This is a genomic window from Amycolatopsis nigrescens CSC17Ta-90 (assembly GCF_000384315.1).
Lineage (GTDB): Bacteria > Actinomycetota > Actinomycetes > Mycobacteriales > Pseudonocardiaceae > Amycolatopsis > Amycolatopsis nigrescens.
The window spans coordinates 1,286,021-1,301,908 of record NZ_ARVW01000001.1; the positions used below are offsets into that span (position 1 = coordinate 1,286,021).

A 15,888-nucleotide genomic window follows, 5' to 3' on the forward strand; every position below is an offset into this window, starting at 1 on the left:
AAAACCGCCCAAAAGTGGCTCTTTGTAGTTGTCAAGAGTTGTCAATGATGACCGGAAGCGATCTTGACCGCTCCCCCTCTGATGCTAGCTTAGGTTGCGATATAAGGGAAACGGCCGTTCAAGCGAGGCGCAGGTCACTCGCCGGCGAGGGTGTCCAGCTCTCGGGTGTCGCCGAGATCGGCGAGGATGAACACCCGCACGGCGTGCCCAGTGGTCGGATGAACCTGGGCGAGGTACGCGTGCACCTGGGCCCCGATCACGTCCTCGACCGCGCCGATGAAGTCCGCCCTGGTCGCCTCGTGCAGCGCCTCGTGATGCCTGATCACGGCCTCGCGCTGACCCCGCGCGCTGAGCACGCTGTCCGCCGCGGTGAGGCTGTCGATGGACAGCACGACCAGGCTGACCGGCTCGTCCTCGCTCACCGACACCTTGACGTTGCTCGGCCCACGGCCGTAGAAGGACCGCTCGAGCTGAGTGATCCGCTCCGCGACCGCGTTCCGCTGCGCACGCGTGACCTGCATCTGACTACCCCCGACCGGCGTTGGCCGTCTCCGGAAAGGTCAGCGTAGCGAGGGCAGCGACCAAAGGCGCGAGTTCGGGTAGTTCACCGGCCTGTCGCAGCGCCTCGTCCAGCGCCTCCTGGTGCGCCGGCCGCGCCGAGCCGAACAGCTCCCGGCCCGCCGCGGTCACCTCGGTGTAGATGCCGCGCCGGTCGGTGGGACACAGGTAGCGCTGCAGCAGGCCGCGGTCCTCCAGCCGGTTGACCAGCCGCGTGGTGGCCGACTGGCTGAGCACCACGGCGTTGGCCAGCTGGTTCATCCGCAGGTGGAAGCCGTCCTGCCGGGTCAGCACTTCGAGCACGCTGTACTCGCTGACGGACAGCCCGTGCTCCTTCTGCAGGACGCGCTCCAGCCTGTCCTCCACCCTGGCGTGCAGCGCGGCAAGGGTGCGCCAGCCCTGGGCGCGGGCCTCGATGGCGTCGTCGGCCAGTGACACGGTTCACCTCTCAGTGCCAGCGCTTGCCAGCCTTCATTGCATGCGGCAGTATCGGGCGTTGTCAATATACGGCGTGTGCAACTATCGCGGAAGCCGCTAGTTGTGCACGCTCGCTACCTAGCCTAGCCGTGTTCTCCGGGTTCCACGCCCGTGTGCTCCGGTTTGCCGGACCGCCGCGGCCGTCCCACCCTGAACCCTGACGATCGAAGGAGCAACTCACGCGATGAAGATCGACCTGACCGGCCGGACCGCACTGGTCACCGGTTCCACCTCCGGGATCGGCTACGCGACGGCCGAGGCGCTGGCCGCCGCCGGCGCCGATGTGGTGGTCAACGGCCGCGGCGAGCAGCGGCTGGCCGACACCGTGGCCGCGCTGCGGGAGGGCACCGGCGGCGCGATCCGCGGGGTGGCCGCGGACGTCGGCACCGCCGCCGGCGCGGCCGCGCTGATCGCCGAAGTGTCCGATGTGGACATCCTGGTGAACAACGCCGGGATCTTCGCCGCCACCCCCGTGTTCGAGATCCAGGACGAGGAATGGCAGCGTTTCTTCGACGTCAACGTGCTCTCCGGGATCCGGCTCGCCCGGCACTACGCGCCGCGGATGACCGAGCGCGGCTGGGGCCGGGTGATCTTCGTCAGCAGCGAGTCCTCGGTGCAGACCCCCACCGAGATGGTGCACTACGGTGTCACCAAGACGGCACAGCTCGCGGTCTCCCGCGGCATGGCGCAGGCGTTGGCCGGCACCGGGGTCACGGTGAACAGCGTGCTGCCGGGGCCGACGCTGACCCCCGGGGTGCGGGAGTTCATCGCCGACCGGGTCGGCCCGGACGTACCGTTCGAAGAGGCGGAACGCCGGTTCATCGCCGAGGAACGGCCCACTTCGCTGCTGGGCAGGCTGATCCGGCCCTCCGAGATCGCGAACTTCATCACCTATCTCGCCTCGGAGCACTCCTCCGCCACCACCGGTGGCGCGCTGCGGGCCGACGGCGGCGTGGCGAACACCATCATTCCCTGATCGCGAAAGGACATTCGACAAATGACCGGGATTCCCGAAGTCACCCTGAACAACGGCGTGCGGATGCCGCAGCTCGGGTTCGGCGTCTTCCAGGTGCCGAACGAAGAGACCACCGCAGCGGTCACCTCCGCACTGGAGGCCGGCTACCGCAGCATCGACACCGCGGCCGTCTACGGCAACGAGGCCGGGGTCGGCAAGGCGCTCGCGCAGTCCGGCATCCCGCGTGACGAGCTGTTCGTCACCACCAAGCTGTGGAACGGCGAACAGGGCTACGACAGGACCCTGCGAGCCTTCGACGCCAGCCTGGAGAAGCTCGGGCTGGACCACGTCGACCTGTACCTGATCCACTGGCCGACCCCCGAACGCGACCTCTACCTGGAAACCTGGCAGGCGTTCGAGAAGCTTGCCGCCGACGGTCGGGTCCGCGCGATCGGCGTGTCCAACTTCCAGCCGGCCCACCTGCGCAAGGTGATCGACTCCTCGGGCACCGTGCCCGCGGTCAACCAGATCGAGCTGCACCCGTTTCTCCAGCAGGCCGAGGTGCGCGCGTTCGACGCCGGGCACAAGATCGTCACCGAGGCGTGGAGTCCGCTGGCCAAGGGCGGCGAGTTGCTCAGCCACCCGACCGTCCGCGAACTGGCCGAGCAGCACGGCCGCACCCCGGCGCAGGTGGTGCTGCGCTGGCATCTCCAGCTCGGCAACGTGATCATCCCCAAGTCGGTCACCCCGGCCAGAATCCGGGAGAACCTGGCGCTGTTCGACTTCGAGCTGGCCGAGGCGGACCTGGCCAGGCTGGCCGAGCTGGAGAACGGGCAGCGCACCGGCCCCGATCCGGACACCTTCAACGCGGCCTGAGCCGAAGGCGGGCGGTCAGCCCCGCGACATACCGGCGACGTAGATGTCCCCGTCGGCGACCGAGACGTCCCGGTCGCTGGCCGCGCCGGTGGCCAGGATCCTCGCCGGGTCGCGGAAGCCGGTGATCACCTCGACCCGCTGCACGGGCTTCGGGGTGCGGATCACGGTTTCCGCGCGCCAGTCCCGGCCCTGGCCCGATCGGCTCGATCTCCCGCAGCCGCAGGCCGGTGGCCACCTGCTCGGCCCGCCAGCTCCGCCCGTCCCACACCGACACGAAGTCGCGCGGAGTACCGGCCGCGTCGAACTGGAACCAGGTGACGAACGGCTTCCCGCCAGGCAGCGTGCCCACCTGGAGGGTCGGCGCGGGCATCCGATCCGAGCGCGAACTCCTCGCCGGTCAGCTGCACGGAGTTCCGCCAGGTCCGGCCGTTGTCCTTGGACAGGATGTACTTCAGCGGGCGGAAGTCGGTGGCCGCGCCGTTTCGGTCCAGGTGCAGTCCAGCGAATGGGCCAGCGGTGCGCGGCTGACCACAGTCCGACTGTTGTGCATACCGCGGAAGACGAGCCGGTGCCCGTCCGCGGCCAGCACCAGGGTCGGGTAGTTGTGCGGGTCCGACTCACCGCCGGCCACCTTCCGCGGCTCGCTCCAGGTCCGCCTGCCGTGGTGGTAGCCCTGCACGTAACTGTCCGCGGCCTGGCCGGACCACGAGATGAAGGTGGTGTCGGCGGCCGGATCGTAGACACCGCCCGCCATCGGACGCCGGTCGGTGCGGGACGCGACCGAGGTGGCCGGGGTCAGCACCGAGAACCCGGCCGCCGTCTCCGCGCTCGCGGCGGCCGGCACAACGGGGCTGAGCAGGGCCAGCGCGAGGAGCGGAACAGTGTCAACGATGTTCAGATACATGAACGTCGGGAGTGGCTCACCGGCTCGAGGCAGTACACCCGGTACGCGGCCCCGATCACCGGCTGGGCGACGTTGCGGACCCGCACCCCGCCCGGCGTGACGCCCTGTTCGCAGCCGAAGTGCGCGTGCCCGTGCAGCGCCAGGTCCGCGTCGGCCTGGTCGATCGCCTCACCGAGCAGATAGGAGCCCAGGAACGGGTAGATCTCCGGCGGCTCGCCCCGCAGCGTGTCCGGCACCGGGGCGTAGTGGGTCAGCGCCACGATCGCGTCGGCGTCCAAACCGGACAGTGCTTCGGCGAGCCTGGCGGAGACGTCGGCGGTGTGCTCGACGAAGTCCTTCATCACGCGCTCGCCGAACGCACTGGCGCATTTCCCGGCGAACCCGCCGCCGAAGCCCTTCACCCCCGCGACGCCGAGCCGGTGCCCGCCGACCTCCAACGTGGTGGCTTCGCCTTCCAGCACCCGGATCCCACCGGCTTCGAGCATGCCGGTGATCTCCCCCGCCGCGTCCGAGTGGTAGTCGTGGTTGCCGAGCACGGCGAGCACCGGGACGTCCAGCGCGGCGAACTCGTCGACCACCACCTCGGCTTCGGCCACGCTCCCGTGCCGGGTCAGGTCCCCGGCCAGCAGCAGCACGTCCGCCTGCGCACCGAGCCAGTCCAGGGCGGGCCGGAGCAGGCCCCGCGCGTCCGCACCGAGATGGATGTCCCCGACCGCAGCGATCCTGATCACCGGAGCTCCTCCCGGCCGGCCGGCGCCTCCGCCGACATCACCCGCACGTCGTTGCGCACCAGCAGATCCGGCGCGAGCTCGTGCAGCACCTCGGCCAGCGCCGCCCGCCGCCCCTCGGTCGCCACCTCACCGCACAGGTGCACCTGCCGGCCCCGCACGAACACCCGGATTCCGAGCTCGACCGTGCGGGCGTCCTCGGCCAGCGCCCGTCGGAGCTCGGCCGCCCGGTACTGGGGTACGTCGTGCTGTCCGGTCATGTCCTCACCCTCCTCACGAGACGTTCCCTACTCGTCGATCACCCCGAGCTCGTCGAGCAGGCCGAGAAAAGCCCTGGCGTAAGGCGACTCCGCGGTCTGCGCGCGGACCTGGGCCCAGTCCACCTGCTCCCGCAGCTGCTTGGCGATGGCCAGCATCGGGGTGAAGTCGCAGCGGTGCGCGTCGAACACCAGCAGCTTGTCCACCAGCAGGTCGGTGCCGGTGACCACCGGCGCCACCGCCGGACCGACCCGGAGCTGCTCGGCCCGGTCCAGCAGCGCGTCGGTGACCGGCCGGTGGTTCGGCCGGAAGATCAGGTCGACCAGGACGTCTCCGTCGTACACCTTCGTCAGCCAGTCCTCCGGCGGTTCCACCGGCGTCATCCCGGCGCCGACCAGCGCGCCGGCGGCCGCGACCACATCGGACTCCTTCAGCAGCACGTCCACGTCGTGCTCGGACGGCGGCCCGCCCCTGGCGTACACCGCCCAGCCGCCGGCCAGCGCGAACCGGATACCGCCGTGGTGCAGCGTGTTGACCACCTGGACCACGGTGGGCAGCATGTCCCCGGCCGAAGGCTGCACGTCCTGTCCGTCGATCACGGCCACTCCCTGCCCGAAGGTGCGTCGACTGCGTGTTCGTCGGGTACCCGCCCTCCCGCACCCGAACCCTCCGAACGCGACGTCCGGATCCCGCCGGTGCCGCGCGCGGCGGCGGGGTTGACTCGTGCCGGAACGGACGTCACCCGGGGAGGGAACGAAGTTGAGTCAGGAAGCCGTGGCCGTGCTGGAGAAGTTCTACGTCGCCGAACGGAGGTATGTGGCCGCGGGCGGCAGCGGCAAGGCCGACTTCGGCGAGGTCGCCCAGTACCTAGACCCCGGCATCGTGCTGTACTCCGCGCCCGGCCTGCCCTACGGCGGGACCTGGCGCGGCCACGACGGGATGGAGCGGTTCCTCGGCGCGATGAGCGACGCGTGGGAGTCGATGGAGTTCCTGGAGCAGCGTCAGGTCGTCGACGACGGGCAGGTCGCGATGTTCCTCCGGGTGCGCTTCTGCGCCCGCGGCAGCGGCCGGGAGCTGGAGACCACGCTCCTGCAGCTGAACACCGTGCGGGACGGGCTCGTCACCGAGTTCCGGCCGTACTACTTCGATCCCGCCGCCGTCACCGAGGTGCTCTCCGCCTGACCGACCTCGTGCGTGCGGTCGTGAGTGAAAAGTGTTGCCCCAGGAACACTTTTCACTCACGAGCCCGTCGGGCGAGCAGCAGGAGCGCGGCGCCGAGCAGGAGCAGCAGGCCGCCGAAGCCGGTCAGCCTGCCGAGTTCGGAGCCGGTCTGCGCGAGCTTGCCGCCGCCGGGACCCGCCGTGGAGCTGGCCGGCCCTGCCGCGTCCGAGGTGCCTGCAGTGCTGGAAACCGTGGTGGCGGAAGGGGTTTTGCTCGCGGTACTGGTCCGGCTGGTGCTCGTGCCCGGCCCGGTGCTGGTGGGCTCGGTGGTGGTGACCGTGGGCGCGGTCGTCGTCGGCTCCGTGGTCGTCGGCTCCGTCGTAGGCACAGTGGGGGTGGTGGTCGGCTCAGTAGTGGTCGGTTGGGTCGTGGTGGTGGTCGGTTCGGTGGTCGTGGGTTCGGTGGTGGTCGGCTCGGTCGTAGTGGTCGTCGGTTCAGTGGTCGTCGGCTCGGTCGTCGTCGGTTGGGTCGTCGTGGTGGTCGGTTCGGTGGTCGTGGTCGTGGGTTCGGTGGTGGTCGGCTCGGTGGGTGTGGTGGTCGGGGTGGGGCCGTTGCAGTCGGGCAGGTCGCCGTCGAAGGGGTAGGCGTGGAACTCCTGCCCTCCCCCGCCGGTGGGCGGTGACGTGTGCACCAGCGAGCCGGTGCTGAAGAACCGGCCGTTCACCCCGGGCAGGCTCACCGTGGTGGTGCTGCCGGGGTTGCCGACCAGCACGCTGCCCTGGAACTGCGCGCCGCCGGTCAGGTTGACCCGGCCGGCATCCGGGAAGTTCCACAGCAGCCGCTCCCGCAGCGCGTTCAGCGGGTCGGTGTCGCCGGGGTCTCCGGTGTAGGTGTTGATGGTCCTGGCGCCGCCGGTCAGGTTGACCAGCACGGTCGCCCCCGCCGGAATGCCCTGGAACACGATGCCCTGCATACCGCCGCCGCGGCCGACGATGTCGAAGTCCACATTGAACACCTGCAGGGCCGAGCGGCCGTCCCCGGTGAAGGTGGTCTGGTAGCCCTCGTTGACCGCGGTCCCGGTGGCGGTGCCCTTCGCGTAGCACTGGCTGGCCGTGGAAAGGCTGTCGCGCCAGCCCGCATAGGGCGCGGCCGCGTCCGGGTCGGCGACGTCCGTGCCCACCACGGTGCCGCTGAGCGGGCCGGCGTGCCGGACCACCCCGCCCTCGGCGATCAGCCGCTGGCCCGGGGTCACCGAGACCGCACCACCGGTGGTCAGGAAGTCGGCGCCGTCCGGCGGCGGCACCCGCGAACCGACCCCGACGATGCCGATGTTGTACACCGACGAGACGCCCTGGTCCTTGGCCTGGTCGAAGGTGCCGAGCGTGACCACCCGGCCCTCCGCCTCGGCCGCCCGGCCGCGGACCAGGTAGTCACCGCCCACGAAGACGTTGACCGCGTTGTCCCGTCCGGCGAACCCGCCGTTGTGGATGGGCGGGTACGGGTCGGGGCAGTCCCCCGGCACGCAGGGGCCTAGCCCGTTCGGCAGCGGTGCCGCGCTGCCCGGCTGGGCAAGGCCGATCAGCACCGCGGCGGTCCCGGTGCACAAGGCCACCCAGGCAGAAACCAGCATCGTCCGAGGTCCACGCACGGGAATCAGCGTCCCCCGGCGCGCCCGGGGCGGCGCGGTCAGCTCAACGTCACCGCCCGATCAGGTGTCACCCACGCGTCCGTCTGCCGCGCCATGAACAGGAAGAACGCAACTGCCGCCTGGCACCCGATGCCGCACCGCGACCGTTTCGTTACAGTGGAGCACCGCGTGCCTCCCCGACCTGAACTACCCGACCGAGTGATGGAGCCAGTGGTGGACGAGCGTGACAAGTGGCTGCGGCTCGGGATCGACATCGAGCGTCCGAGCGCCGCCCGCGTCTATGACTATTACCTCGGCGGGGACAGCAACTTCGAAGTGGACCGGGTACTGGCCGAGCAGGTCCGCGCCGCGATTCCCTGGGTGCACGACACGGCGCGGCACAACCGCGCGTTCCTCCGGCGCGCGGTGCGGTACTGCATGGACGCCGGGGTCCGGCAGTTCCTCGACATCGGCTCCGGCACCCCGACCGTGGGCAATGTGCACGAGATCGCCCAGCAGCTCGACCCGGACAGCCGGGTCGTCTACGTGGACAACGAGCCGGTCGCGGTGGCGCACGCCCAGCTGCTGCTCGAAGGCAACGAGAACGCCACCATCGTGCGCGCCGACCTGCGTGAGCCGGACGAGGTGTGCGACGGCGAGGAGACCACCCGGCTGCTCGACTTCGACCAGCCGATCGCGGTGCTGATGGTGGCCATCCTGCACTTCATCCCCGACTCGGACCGGCCGCTGGACATCATCTCCCAGTACCAGAAGCGGCTCGCCCCCGGCAGCCACCTGGCGATCTCCCATGTCACCGACGACGTCTACGCCGAGCAGATCCATCAGCTGGTCGATCTGTACCGGGGCAGCTCCAACCCGGTCACCACCAGGACCAAGGAGCAGGTGCGGGAGCTGTTCACCGGTTTCGACCTGATCGACCCCGGAGTGGTCTGGACCCCGGAATGGCGCCCGGAGACCCCCGGTCACGTCGGCGAGCATCCCGAGGACTCGGTGATCTACGCGGGACTCGGCCGCAGATCGTGAGCCAGGCGCCGGATCCAGACACACCGGGCGGTGAACCCGCCGGGCCCGACGCGGACTGGCGGGCGGCGACAGCGACCGAATGGGCGCTGGTCGCCGCTGCCACCTCGGATGTGCCGTTTCCGCACCAGCACGTGCTCGACGAGCTGGCCAAGCTGCTCGAGCTGATGGTGGACGCGCTGCTGGCCGAGCCGTTCGACGCGACCCCGGCCGCCCGTTCCGGCGAACAGCTGGTGCGGCTGAACGTGATCGGCGAGCAGGCCCTGCGGCGAAGTGTGGTGCTGCTCGGCGAAGCGCTGCCGGCGAACCCGCGGGTCAAGCTGACGAAACGGGCCTGGGAGCGCGTGGTGGCGGTGCTGGGCGAGGTGGCCGCCGGCTATGTGGACGCGGTGCGCCAACGCACCCTGGTCAAGCAGGAGGCCATCAGCCGCGCGCTGATCAGGGCCAAGGACGAGGTGGAGCGCGGGCTCCGGGTCAGCGAGGCGCGGTTCCGCGAGGTGTTCACCGCCTCCGCGGTCGGCATCCTGATCAGCGACCTGGACGGCGAGATCGGCCAGAACAACTCCTCCGCGCGGGAGATGCTCGGCTACTCGCGGTCCGATCTGCTCGGCCGCCAGGTGTTCGAGCTGTTCCACGAGAACGAGACCACCGATGTGCGGGAGCGCTACGACGCGGTGCTCGCCGGCACCATCGAACGCGCCCGCTGGCAGGCGCAGCTGGTCGGCAAGGACGAGGAACCGGTCTGGGGCAGCGTGTCCATCTCGGTGCTGCGCGACTTCGACGGCTCGCCGGCGCACTTCCTGACCATGATCGACAACGTCACCGACCTGTACCTGCTCAAGGAGACCTTCAAGCGGCAGTCGCTCTACGACGCGCTGACCCAGCTGCCGAACCGGCAGTTCCTCACCAGCAGGCTCCAGTCGATGCTGGAACGGTCCGCGCCCGGCGAGCAGCTCACCCTGTGCCATCTCGACCTGGACGGCATCGGTCTGATCAACAACGGGCTCGGCCGCGACGCCGGTGACACCATGCTGCGCATCGTGGCCAAGCGCCTGCAGGACCTGGTGCCAGGGGACCAGTCGCTGGTGGCGCGGGTCGGCGGCGACGAGTTCGTGGTGCTGGTTTCGCACCAGCAGGGCGATCCGGACGTGCTCGGCCTGGTCCGCCGGATCAACGAAGTGCTGGAGGAGCCGGTCTACGTCGGAGGACAGGGCCTGGCGGTGTCGGCCAGCATCGGCATCGTGCGGCGGCACGCCGGCGAGACCTCGGTGGAGGAGCTGCTGCGCGAGTCCGAAACCACGCTGCGCCGCCTGCGGTCCAGGGACAAGGTGCAGTGGGGCATGTTCGACGTGCACGAGGACGCCCGCGAGCGCGCGATCTCCCGGCTGGCCGCGACCATGCCCGGCGCGGTGGAGACCGGCGAGATCGACCTGGTGTTCCAGCCGCTGGTGCGCCTCGCCGACGGGCAGGTGACCGGTACCGAGGCCAGGGTCGCCTGGCCGCACTGCGAGCTGGGCAGGCAGGAGCACGACCAGTGCATCGCGCTGGCCGAGCAGACCAACCTGGCCGTCACCCTGGGCACCTGGCTGCTGGAGGTGGCCTGCGCGCAGGCCGGCCGGTGGGCCACCGAGCTCGGGCCGAAAGCGCCGGCCATGGTGGTCAACCTGACCCCGCGCCAGGCCAACGACACCGACCTGGTCGGCGCGATCACCAGGGTGGTGGACCAGACCGGCATCGACCTCACCCGGCTGCGGATCGGCCTGCCGGTGGCGGACGTGGCCAGGCCGCACAGCGACGCCGAGGAGCACCTGCACGTACTCGCCGAGCTGGGCGTGCCGACCCTGCTGCACGGTTTCGGCGCCAGCTTCACCGACCTGCACGTGCTGGACGGCCAGTTGCTGGTGCGCGGGGTGGTGCTGGCCGACGACGTGCTGCGGCGGCTCGGCCCGGCGCCGAATGTGCGCTCCATGTCCGCGCGGGCGGTGACGCACCTGGTGAAACTGGTGCAGCCGCGCGGGATCGCGGTGACCGCGGGCGGCGTGACCACCGAGGCGCAGGCGAGCTGGCTGCGCGAGATCGGCGTGGACGTCGCGCAGGGGCCGCGGTTCGGGGCGTCGCTGGACGCCGAAGGCATCCGTACCCGGCTGGGCGGTCCCTAGATCGCCCTCCTTGCGGCAAACTGCACCATCTCGAAACCATCCCGAACCATTCATCCGAGGAAGGGAATACCGCAAGTGGGCTTCGGAATCCTGTTCACCCAGGGCCAGATCTCCGGTGATCCGCACCAGGTGCTGACCGAAATCCTGCACCAGGCCGAAACCGCGGACAGGCTGGGTTTCGACGCCGCGCTGACCACCGAGCACAAGTACTCCGACGAGTACTTCGGTTCCCCGCTGCACCTCGCCTACGCGATCGCGGCACGCACCGAGCGGGTGCGGGTGGGTACCAGCATCGCCATCGCGCCGCTGTACAACCCGGTCGAACTGGCCCAGGACGCGGCGATGCTGGACCAGCTCTCCGGCGGCCGGCTGTTCCTCGGGCTCGGCGCCGGCTACCTGCCGGAGGACTTCCAGACCGTCGGCGTGCCATGGGCCGGGCGGGTGCAGCGCTTCGACGAGACCGTGCGGATCATCCGGCAGGCCTGGACCGAAGACCGGTTCTCCTTCGCCGGGGACACCTACCGCTTCGAAGATGTCTGCGTACAGCCGAAACCGCGGCAGGAGAACCCGGAGCTGCACCTCGCCGCCTGGTCGGCGGGTGGCCTGGAACGCGCCGGACGGCTCGGCGACGGCTGGATCAGCAACGCGCTGATCTCGGTGGACACCATGCGCGGCATGGCCGATGCCTACCGGTCGGCGGCGAAGGCGGCGGGCCGGGAAAGCAAGGTGACCGCGATCCGCTTCTGCTGGACCGCACCCACCCGCGAAGAGGCCGTGCGCGACTTCGGGGACACCGCGGTGGCGATGGCCAGGACGCTATGGGAGTACGGCGCGATCGGCGACATGCCCGAGGTCACGAAGGCCGACGAGATCACCCTGGACGCGCTGTGCGAGGACCGGTTCGTGATCGGCACGCCGGACGAGTGCGCGCGGTCCCTCAAGCGCTACCAGGACGAGGCCGGGGTGGACGACTTCCTGTTGATCTTCCGCTACCCCACCGGGCCCGAGCTGCCGAAGGTGCAGGCCGCGATGGAACTGTTCGGCCGCGAGGTGATCCCCGAGTTCCGGTCGTGAATCGCCCGGTCCGGGTCGGCGTCATCGGCGCCGCCTATGCCGCGAACAGCCACCTGCCGGTGCTGACCGGGCTGCCCGGGTTCGAGGTGGTCGCGGTGGCGACCAGCCGGGCGGCCACCGCCGACGCCGCGGCCGAGCGGTTCGGCGTGGCGCGGCCGGTCGAGGGCTACCAGCGGCTCTGCCGCGACCCCGACGTGGAGCTGGTGGTGGTGGCGACCCGGCCCCGGCTGCACCGCGAAATGGCGCTCGCCGCGATCGAAGCGGGCAAGCACGTGCTGTGCGAAGCGCCGCTGGCGATGACCGTGGCCGAGGGCGAGGAAATGGCTCAGGCGGCGGAAAAAGCCGGGGTGCTCGCGGTGACCGGGATGCAGTCCAGGTTCTCGCCGGGGATTTCGCGGCTGCGGGGGCTGGTGCGCGAAGGACGGCTCGGGCGGGTGGAGAACGTCCAGGCGAGCGCGTACTACCCCACCTTCACCCGCCCGGAGGCGATTCGCGCGGCCGGCTGGTGCGCCGACGCCGCCAACGGCGCCAGCTCGCTGCGGGTACACGGGCTGCACACCGCGGACCTGATCCGCTGGATCTTCGGCGAGTTCGCCGGAGTGGCCGGGACGGTGGCGACGCGCCGCCCGTACTGGCCTGGCGAGGACGGGCCGGTCCCGGCGACCAGTGCGGACAGCTCGGTGCTCACCGCGACCGTCGGCGACGGTGCGCTGTGCTCGCTGCACACGTCCTGGGTCGCGCAGGACGGCGACGGCTGGCGGCTGACCGCGCACGGTTCGGCCGGCAGGCTGGTGGCCACCGCGCAGGGGCACACCGGGCACTTCCCGGTCACCCTGCGCGGTGCGCTCGGCGGCGAGCCGATGCGGGAGATCGCGTCCGATCCCCCCGATGTCGGTGAGTTCGCCCCGGACGCGCCCACCTATCCCCTGGCCAGGATGCTGCGTCAGCTCGCCGTAGCCATCTCCGGCGGCAAAGCCGAAGACCTGCCCACCTTCGCCGACGGCGTCGCCGCCCTTCGCCTCGCCGAAGCCATCGAGCCCGGTCGTGAGTGAAAAGTGTTGTCCCAGCAACACCTCGGGTGCGGGTGTCCCGCATAAACACCGTCACTCACGACGTCACTCACGGCGTCGGTGGCGGTGGAAGAGCAGGGTGGCGGTGATGCCGGCGAGTGCGCCGACGGTGGCCGGCACGAGCGGGTCGCGGTGGCGGCCAGGGCCCGCGCGGATGACCACCGGGGCGGGCGGCGGCAGCGCGGTGGCCGGCGCGTCGCGCGCGGTCGCCGTCCACGCGGTGATGAACACCAGCAGCCGCGACACCAGGGAGATGAAGACCATCAGGCCGATCACCGAGCCGAAGGCGGCCCCGGTCGGTGAGTCGCCGATCAGCCGCAGGTAGAAGCTACCGGCCTGTTTGAGCAGCTCGAACCCGATCGCGGCGGCCACCGCCCCGCGCATCGCGCTGCGGATACCCACCGGGTCGCGCGGCAGCCGGGTGAGCACCCAGAGAAATACCAGCCAGTCGGCGAACAGTGCGAGGGGCACCGACGCGACACCGATCGCGACCTTCCCCCAGCCGGTTTGGTCCAGCTCCAGCACGCGCAGCAAGTAGTCGCCGAGCACGCCGCTGGACGCGGTCAGCGCGAAGGTGACCAGCAGTGCCGCGCCAAGCCCGAGCAGCGCGAGCAGATCCTTGGGCACGGTCCGCAGCAGCGACAGGCCGGTGCGGTTCTGGTCCCACATCGCGGTTAGTGCGTCCCGCAGCGCGTTCATCCAGTTCCAGCCGGAGTACAGGCCGATCAGCACGCCGAACACGCCGACCTGGGTCCGCTGCTCGACGAAGTGCTCCAGCAGCCCGCGCACGCTCTGCCCGAGCGGCCCCGGCACCGCGTGCGTGATCCACTCCAGCAGCTCGCCGAGCACCTTCGGCTGGCCGGCCAACACGAACCCGGCCACCGAGAACGCCACCATCAGCACCGGCACCAGGGAGAGCAGGCTGAAGTAGGTGATCGAGCCGACGAAGTGGTAGCCGTGGTGGTCGACGTACCGGTCCACCGCGCGCACCAGATGGTCGAGCCACCGGTACCGGCCGCGGAGCCGGCGCCACCGCCCCTTGCCGCGCTCTGCGAAGCTGTTCACCTGGCATGTCTACCTGGTCACGCGCCCGCACGGTCAGCGGACCGGGCGATCGTCAGCGCTGGAGCCGGTGCAGCTTGATCGCGAGTTGCAGCTCCAGCGCCCGCTCGGGTTCCTGCCAGTCCGCGCCGAGCAGCGAGCCGATCCGGTCCAGCCGCTGCACCACGGTGTTCACGTGCACGTGCAGCACGTCCTTGGCCCTGGTCAGGTTGGCGCCACAGGAGAAGTAGGCGCGCAGGGTGTCCACCAGCGCGGTGCCGCGGCGGGCGTCGTAGTCCAGCACCGGGCCGAGTGTCGCGCGCAGGTACCCGGCGAGGTCGGCCCGGTCGCCGAGGAGCTGGCCGACGAAACCGAGCCCGGCCATCGAAGCGCCCTCGCCGGCGCGGCCTAGCGCGAGCAGCGCGCGGACGCACTTCGCCGCCTCGGCGTGGGCTTCGGCCAGTGCGGCGGGGCCGGTGACCGGACCGGCCGCGCCCACCGTCACCGGGCAGTCCACGGCCGTGCCGAGCTCGGCGGCCACCGTGGCGGCCAGCTCGTCCACCGCGTCGGCGCCCGCCAGCAGTACCACCTCCTCGGCGTGCACCCCGACCAGGCCGCCGTAGCGCGCCGCGGCCATCGCCAGCCGCCGTCTCGGCACCCGCTCCGCGTGCGCGACCAGCACCGCCTGCGGCGCGCCGAGGTCGACGCCGAGCCGGTGCCCGCGCGCGATCAGCGCGTCCGGGTTGCGCCCCGGCGCGGTCAGCAGGTCGGTGAGCAGCTCGCCGCGCACCTCGTCCTCGGCGCTGGCCACCGACCGGCGCCGCATCAGCAGCAGCGCGGCCACCACAGCGGCCCGTTCGAACAACCGCCGATCCGCGTCGGCCAGCTCGGCCCGTCCGGTCAGCACCAGGCTGCCGAGCAGGTCCTGCCCCGCCCGCACCGCGCACACCCAAGTGTCCGAATTGGACGGTCCCGGCCGCGCGGTGCGCACCGCGCGGCCGGTGCGGCGGGAGGCGGCGACGTCCTCCTCCGACGGCGCCAACGGCACCCGTCCGGTGTGCGCCAGCTCGTGACCGTCCGCGTCGTACAGCGCGATCCCGCCGTGCAGCACCGAAGCCACCGCGGCCGCGACCTCCGGCACGTCCCCGCCGCGCAGCACCAGGTCCATCAGCTGGTCGTGCGCGTTCTCGGCGTGGTGCATGGCCTCGTTGTGCGCGCTGATCGTCTCGTTCGCCGCGTTCAGCCCGGCCAGCGCGCGCCGGGTCTCGTCCAGCAGCCGGGCGTTGTCCAGCGCGATGGCCGCGTGGTCGGCGAGGGAGGACAGCAGTGCGACCTCTTCCGGGGAGAACTCCCGCGCCGCGCGGTTCGACGCGTACAGCACGCCGATCACCTCGCTGCCGATTGCCAGCGGCACACCGAGGATCGCGGTGAGCCCCTCGTCGCGGACCGCGGTGTCGATCGTCCGGGTGTGCGCGAACCGCTCGTCGCGGAAGTAGTCCGGGGTCGCGTACGGCCTGGCGGTCTGCGCGACCAGCCCGCCGAGGCCCTCCCCCATGCCCAGCTTGAGGTCCTGGAACAGCGCCGACACCGACCCGTCGGTCACCCGCATGTAGGTGGTGCCCGCCGCCTCGTCGTTCAGGCTCAGGTACGAGACGTCCACGCCGAGCAGCAGCCGCGACCGCCGCACGATCGAGCGCAGCACCGCGTCCGGGTCGCGCTGGCGGGCCAGGTCGCTCGCGGTGTCGAAGAGCGCGGTCAGCTCCGCCTCGCGCCGCCGATGCCCGACGAGGGTGCGCCGGATCCGCAGCGCCAGCTCGGTGGCCGGACCCAGCTCGGCGCCTGCCTCGCCGCGCGCGCGGGCGGTGACCGCCACCTCCGCCAGCCGCTCGCCGCTCGCGCCGTCGGCGAGCAGTTCGAGCAGCCGTCGGATCTCAGCAGCCTGGTCGGACACGAGCGCAT

The 15,888-nt window shown here is 71.2% G+C and carries 17 protein-coding genes; 7 read left to right on the forward strand and 10 right to left on the reverse strand.

From position 1 onward, the window contains the following. Positions 1 to 134: 134 nt before the first annotated feature. Together AMYNI_RS0105880 and AMYNI_RS0105885 are read right to left on the reverse strand one after the other, a co-directional pair. Entirely contained in the window at positions 135 to 521 is a 387-nt protein-coding gene (locus AMYNI_RS0105880; RefSeq protein ID WP_020667056.1) for a Na-translocating system protein MpsC family protein, read from the reverse strand. Positions 522 to 525: 4 nt separating this feature from the next. Continuing rightward, positions 526 to 996 (reverse strand): MarR family winged helix-turn-helix transcriptional regulator, encoded by a 471-nt coding sequence (locus AMYNI_RS0105885; protein WP_020667057.1) that lies wholly within the window; start codon positions 994 to 996, stop codon positions 526 to 528. Between the two features lie 223 nt (positions 997 to 1,219). On the opposite strand from AMYNI_RS0105885, the gene AMYNI_RS0105890 reads away from it, so the two are divergent. Both AMYNI_RS0105890 and AMYNI_RS0105895 read left to right on the forward strand, forming a co-directional pair. Continuing rightward, positions 1,220 to 2,011, forward strand: a complete 792-nt coding sequence (locus AMYNI_RS0105890) for an SDR family NAD(P)-dependent oxidoreductase (protein WP_020667058.1) — start codon at positions 1,220 to 1,222, stop codon at positions 2,009 to 2,011. Positions 2,012 to 2,032: 21 nt separating this feature from the next. Further along, a complete protein-coding gene (locus tag AMYNI_RS0105895; protein WP_020667059.1) occupies positions 2,033 to 2,866 on the forward strand; it encodes an aldo/keto reductase in 834 nt (277 codons plus the stop codon). A 15-nt stretch (positions 2,867 to 2,881) separates the two neighbouring features. Here the strand turns inward: AMYNI_RS0105895 and AMYNI_RS49985 are convergent, their stop codons facing one another. The 5 genes from AMYNI_RS49985 to AMYNI_RS0105920 all read right to left on the reverse strand — a co-directional run bounded on the left by AMYNI_RS49985 (position 2,882) and on the right by AMYNI_RS0105920 (position 5,316). Beyond that, positions 2,882 to 3,031 carry a hypothetical protein gene (locus AMYNI_RS49985; RefSeq protein WP_020667060.1) on the reverse strand — a complete coding sequence of 50 codons (150 nt, stop codon included), beginning with the start codon at positions 3,029 to 3,031 and terminating at the stop codon, positions 2,882 to 2,884. A gap of 286 nt (positions 3,032 to 3,317) precedes the next feature. Then, the gene (locus AMYNI_RS49990; protein ID WP_020667061.1) at positions 3,318 to 3,770 is read right to left on the reverse strand and encodes a BNR-4 repeat-containing protein; all 453 of its coding nucleotides are present in this window, start codon (positions 3,768 to 3,770) and stop codon (positions 3,318 to 3,320) included. After that, positions 3,761 to 4,501, reverse strand: coding sequence for a metallophosphoesterase family protein (locus AMYNI_RS0105910; protein ID WP_020667062.1), 741 nt, complete (start codon positions 4,499 to 4,501; stop codon positions 3,761 to 3,763). Before AMYNI_RS0105910 ends, AMYNI_RS49990 begins: the two co-directional genes overlap by 10 nt. Continuing rightward, a complete protein-coding gene (locus tag AMYNI_RS0105915; protein ID WP_020667063.1) occupies positions 4,498 to 4,758 on the reverse strand; it encodes a hypothetical protein in 261 nt (86 codons plus the stop codon). Before AMYNI_RS0105915 ends, AMYNI_RS0105910 begins: the two co-directional genes overlap by 4 nt. 27 nt (positions 4,759 to 4,785) lie before the next feature. Beyond that, on the reverse strand, positions 4,786 to 5,316 hold the full coding sequence (locus tag AMYNI_RS0105920) for a hypothetical protein (protein WP_040406547.1): 531 nt from the start codon (positions 5,314 to 5,316) through the stop codon (positions 4,786 to 4,788). Positions 5,317 to 5,515: 199 nt separating this feature from the next. Between AMYNI_RS0105920 and AMYNI_RS0105925 the strand changes: the two genes are divergently transcribed. Continuing rightward, on the forward strand, positions 5,516 to 5,938 hold the full coding sequence (locus tag AMYNI_RS0105925) for a nuclear transport factor 2 family protein (RefSeq protein ID WP_211225459.1): 423 nt from the start codon (positions 5,516 to 5,518) through the stop codon (positions 5,936 to 5,938). 52 nt (positions 5,939 to 5,990) lie between these two features. Here AMYNI_RS0105925 and AMYNI_RS0105930 read toward each other — a convergent pair whose 3' ends face one another. Beyond that, entirely contained in the window at positions 5,991 to 7,547 is a 1,557-nt protein-coding gene (locus AMYNI_RS0105930) for a choice-of-anchor A family protein (protein ID WP_020667066.1), read from the reverse strand. A 228-nt stretch (positions 7,548 to 7,775) separates the two neighbouring features. Here AMYNI_RS0105930 and AMYNI_RS0105935 point away from each other — a divergent pair, with 228 nt between their 5' ends. The 4 genes from AMYNI_RS0105935 (at position 7,776) to AMYNI_RS0105950 (ending at position 12,870) form a co-directional block, all read left to right on the forward strand. Next, entirely contained in the window at positions 7,776 to 8,588 is an 813-nt protein-coding gene (locus AMYNI_RS0105935; RefSeq protein ID WP_020667067.1) for an SAM-dependent methyltransferase, read from the forward strand. Continuing rightward, complete coding sequence (locus AMYNI_RS43700; protein WP_020667068.1) at positions 8,585 to 10,744, forward strand: putative bifunctional diguanylate cyclase/phosphodiesterase; 2,160 nt, start codon at positions 8,585 to 8,587, stop codon at positions 10,742 to 10,744. The genes AMYNI_RS0105935 and AMYNI_RS43700 overlap by 4 nt, the downstream gene beginning before the upstream one ends. A gap of 75 nt (positions 10,745 to 10,819) precedes the next feature. Continuing rightward, entirely contained in the window at positions 10,820 to 11,818 is a 999-nt protein-coding gene (locus AMYNI_RS0105945; protein WP_020667069.1) for an LLM class flavin-dependent oxidoreductase, read from the forward strand. Beyond that, positions 11,815 to 12,870, forward strand: a complete 1,056-nt coding sequence (locus AMYNI_RS0105950) for a Gfo/Idh/MocA family protein (RefSeq protein ID WP_020667070.1) — start codon at positions 11,815 to 11,817, stop codon at positions 12,868 to 12,870. Before AMYNI_RS0105945 ends, AMYNI_RS0105950 begins: the two co-directional genes overlap by 4 nt. A 63-nt stretch (positions 12,871 to 12,933) precedes the next feature. Here AMYNI_RS0105950 and yhjD read toward each other — a convergent pair whose 3' ends face one another. Further along, positions 12,934 to 13,953: an inner membrane protein YhjD gene (yhjD, locus tag AMYNI_RS0105955; RefSeq protein ID WP_020667071.1), complete on the reverse strand. Its 1,020-nt coding sequence runs from the start codon at positions 13,951 to 13,953 to the stop codon at positions 12,934 to 12,936. Positions 13,954 to 14,005: 52 nt separating this feature from the next. Then, positions 14,006 to 15,880: a helix-turn-helix domain-containing protein gene (locus AMYNI_RS0105960; RefSeq protein ID WP_020667072.1), complete on the reverse strand. Its 1,875-nt coding sequence runs from the start codon at positions 15,878 to 15,880 to the stop codon at positions 14,006 to 14,008. Positions 15,881 to 15,888: the final 8 nt, after the last annotated feature.

What these genes read in the sequence shown, in the direction of transcription:
- AMYNI_RS0105880 (WP_020667056.1), bottom strand. Translation starts at nt 521, where the DNA reads ATGCAGGTCACGCGTGCGCAGCGGAACGCGGTCGCGGAGCGGATCACT.
- AMYNI_RS0105920 (WP_040406547.1), bottom strand. Translation starts at nt 5,316, where the DNA reads ATGCTGCCCACCGTGGTCCAGGTGGTCAACACGCTGCACCACGGCGGT.
- AMYNI_RS0105895 (WP_020667059.1), top strand. Translation starts at nt 2,033, where the DNA reads ATGACCGGGATTCCCGAAGTCACCCTGAACAACGGCGTGCGGATGCCG.
- AMYNI_RS0105890 (WP_020667058.1), top strand. Translation starts at nt 1,220, where the DNA reads ATGAAGATCGACCTGACCGGCCGGACCGCACTGGTCACCGGTTCCACC.
- AMYNI_RS0105930 (WP_020667066.1), bottom strand. Translation starts at nt 7,547, where the DNA reads ATGCTGGTTTCTGCCTGGGTGGCCTTGTGCACCGGGACCGCCGCGGTG.
- AMYNI_RS0105915 (WP_020667063.1), bottom strand. Translation starts at nt 4,758, where the DNA reads ATGACCGGACAGCACGACGTACCCCAGTACCGGGCGGCCGAGCTCCGA.
- AMYNI_RS49990 (WP_020667061.1), bottom strand. Translation starts at nt 3,770, where the DNA reads ATGTATCTGAACATCGTTGACACTGTTCCGCTCCTCGCGCTGGCCCTG.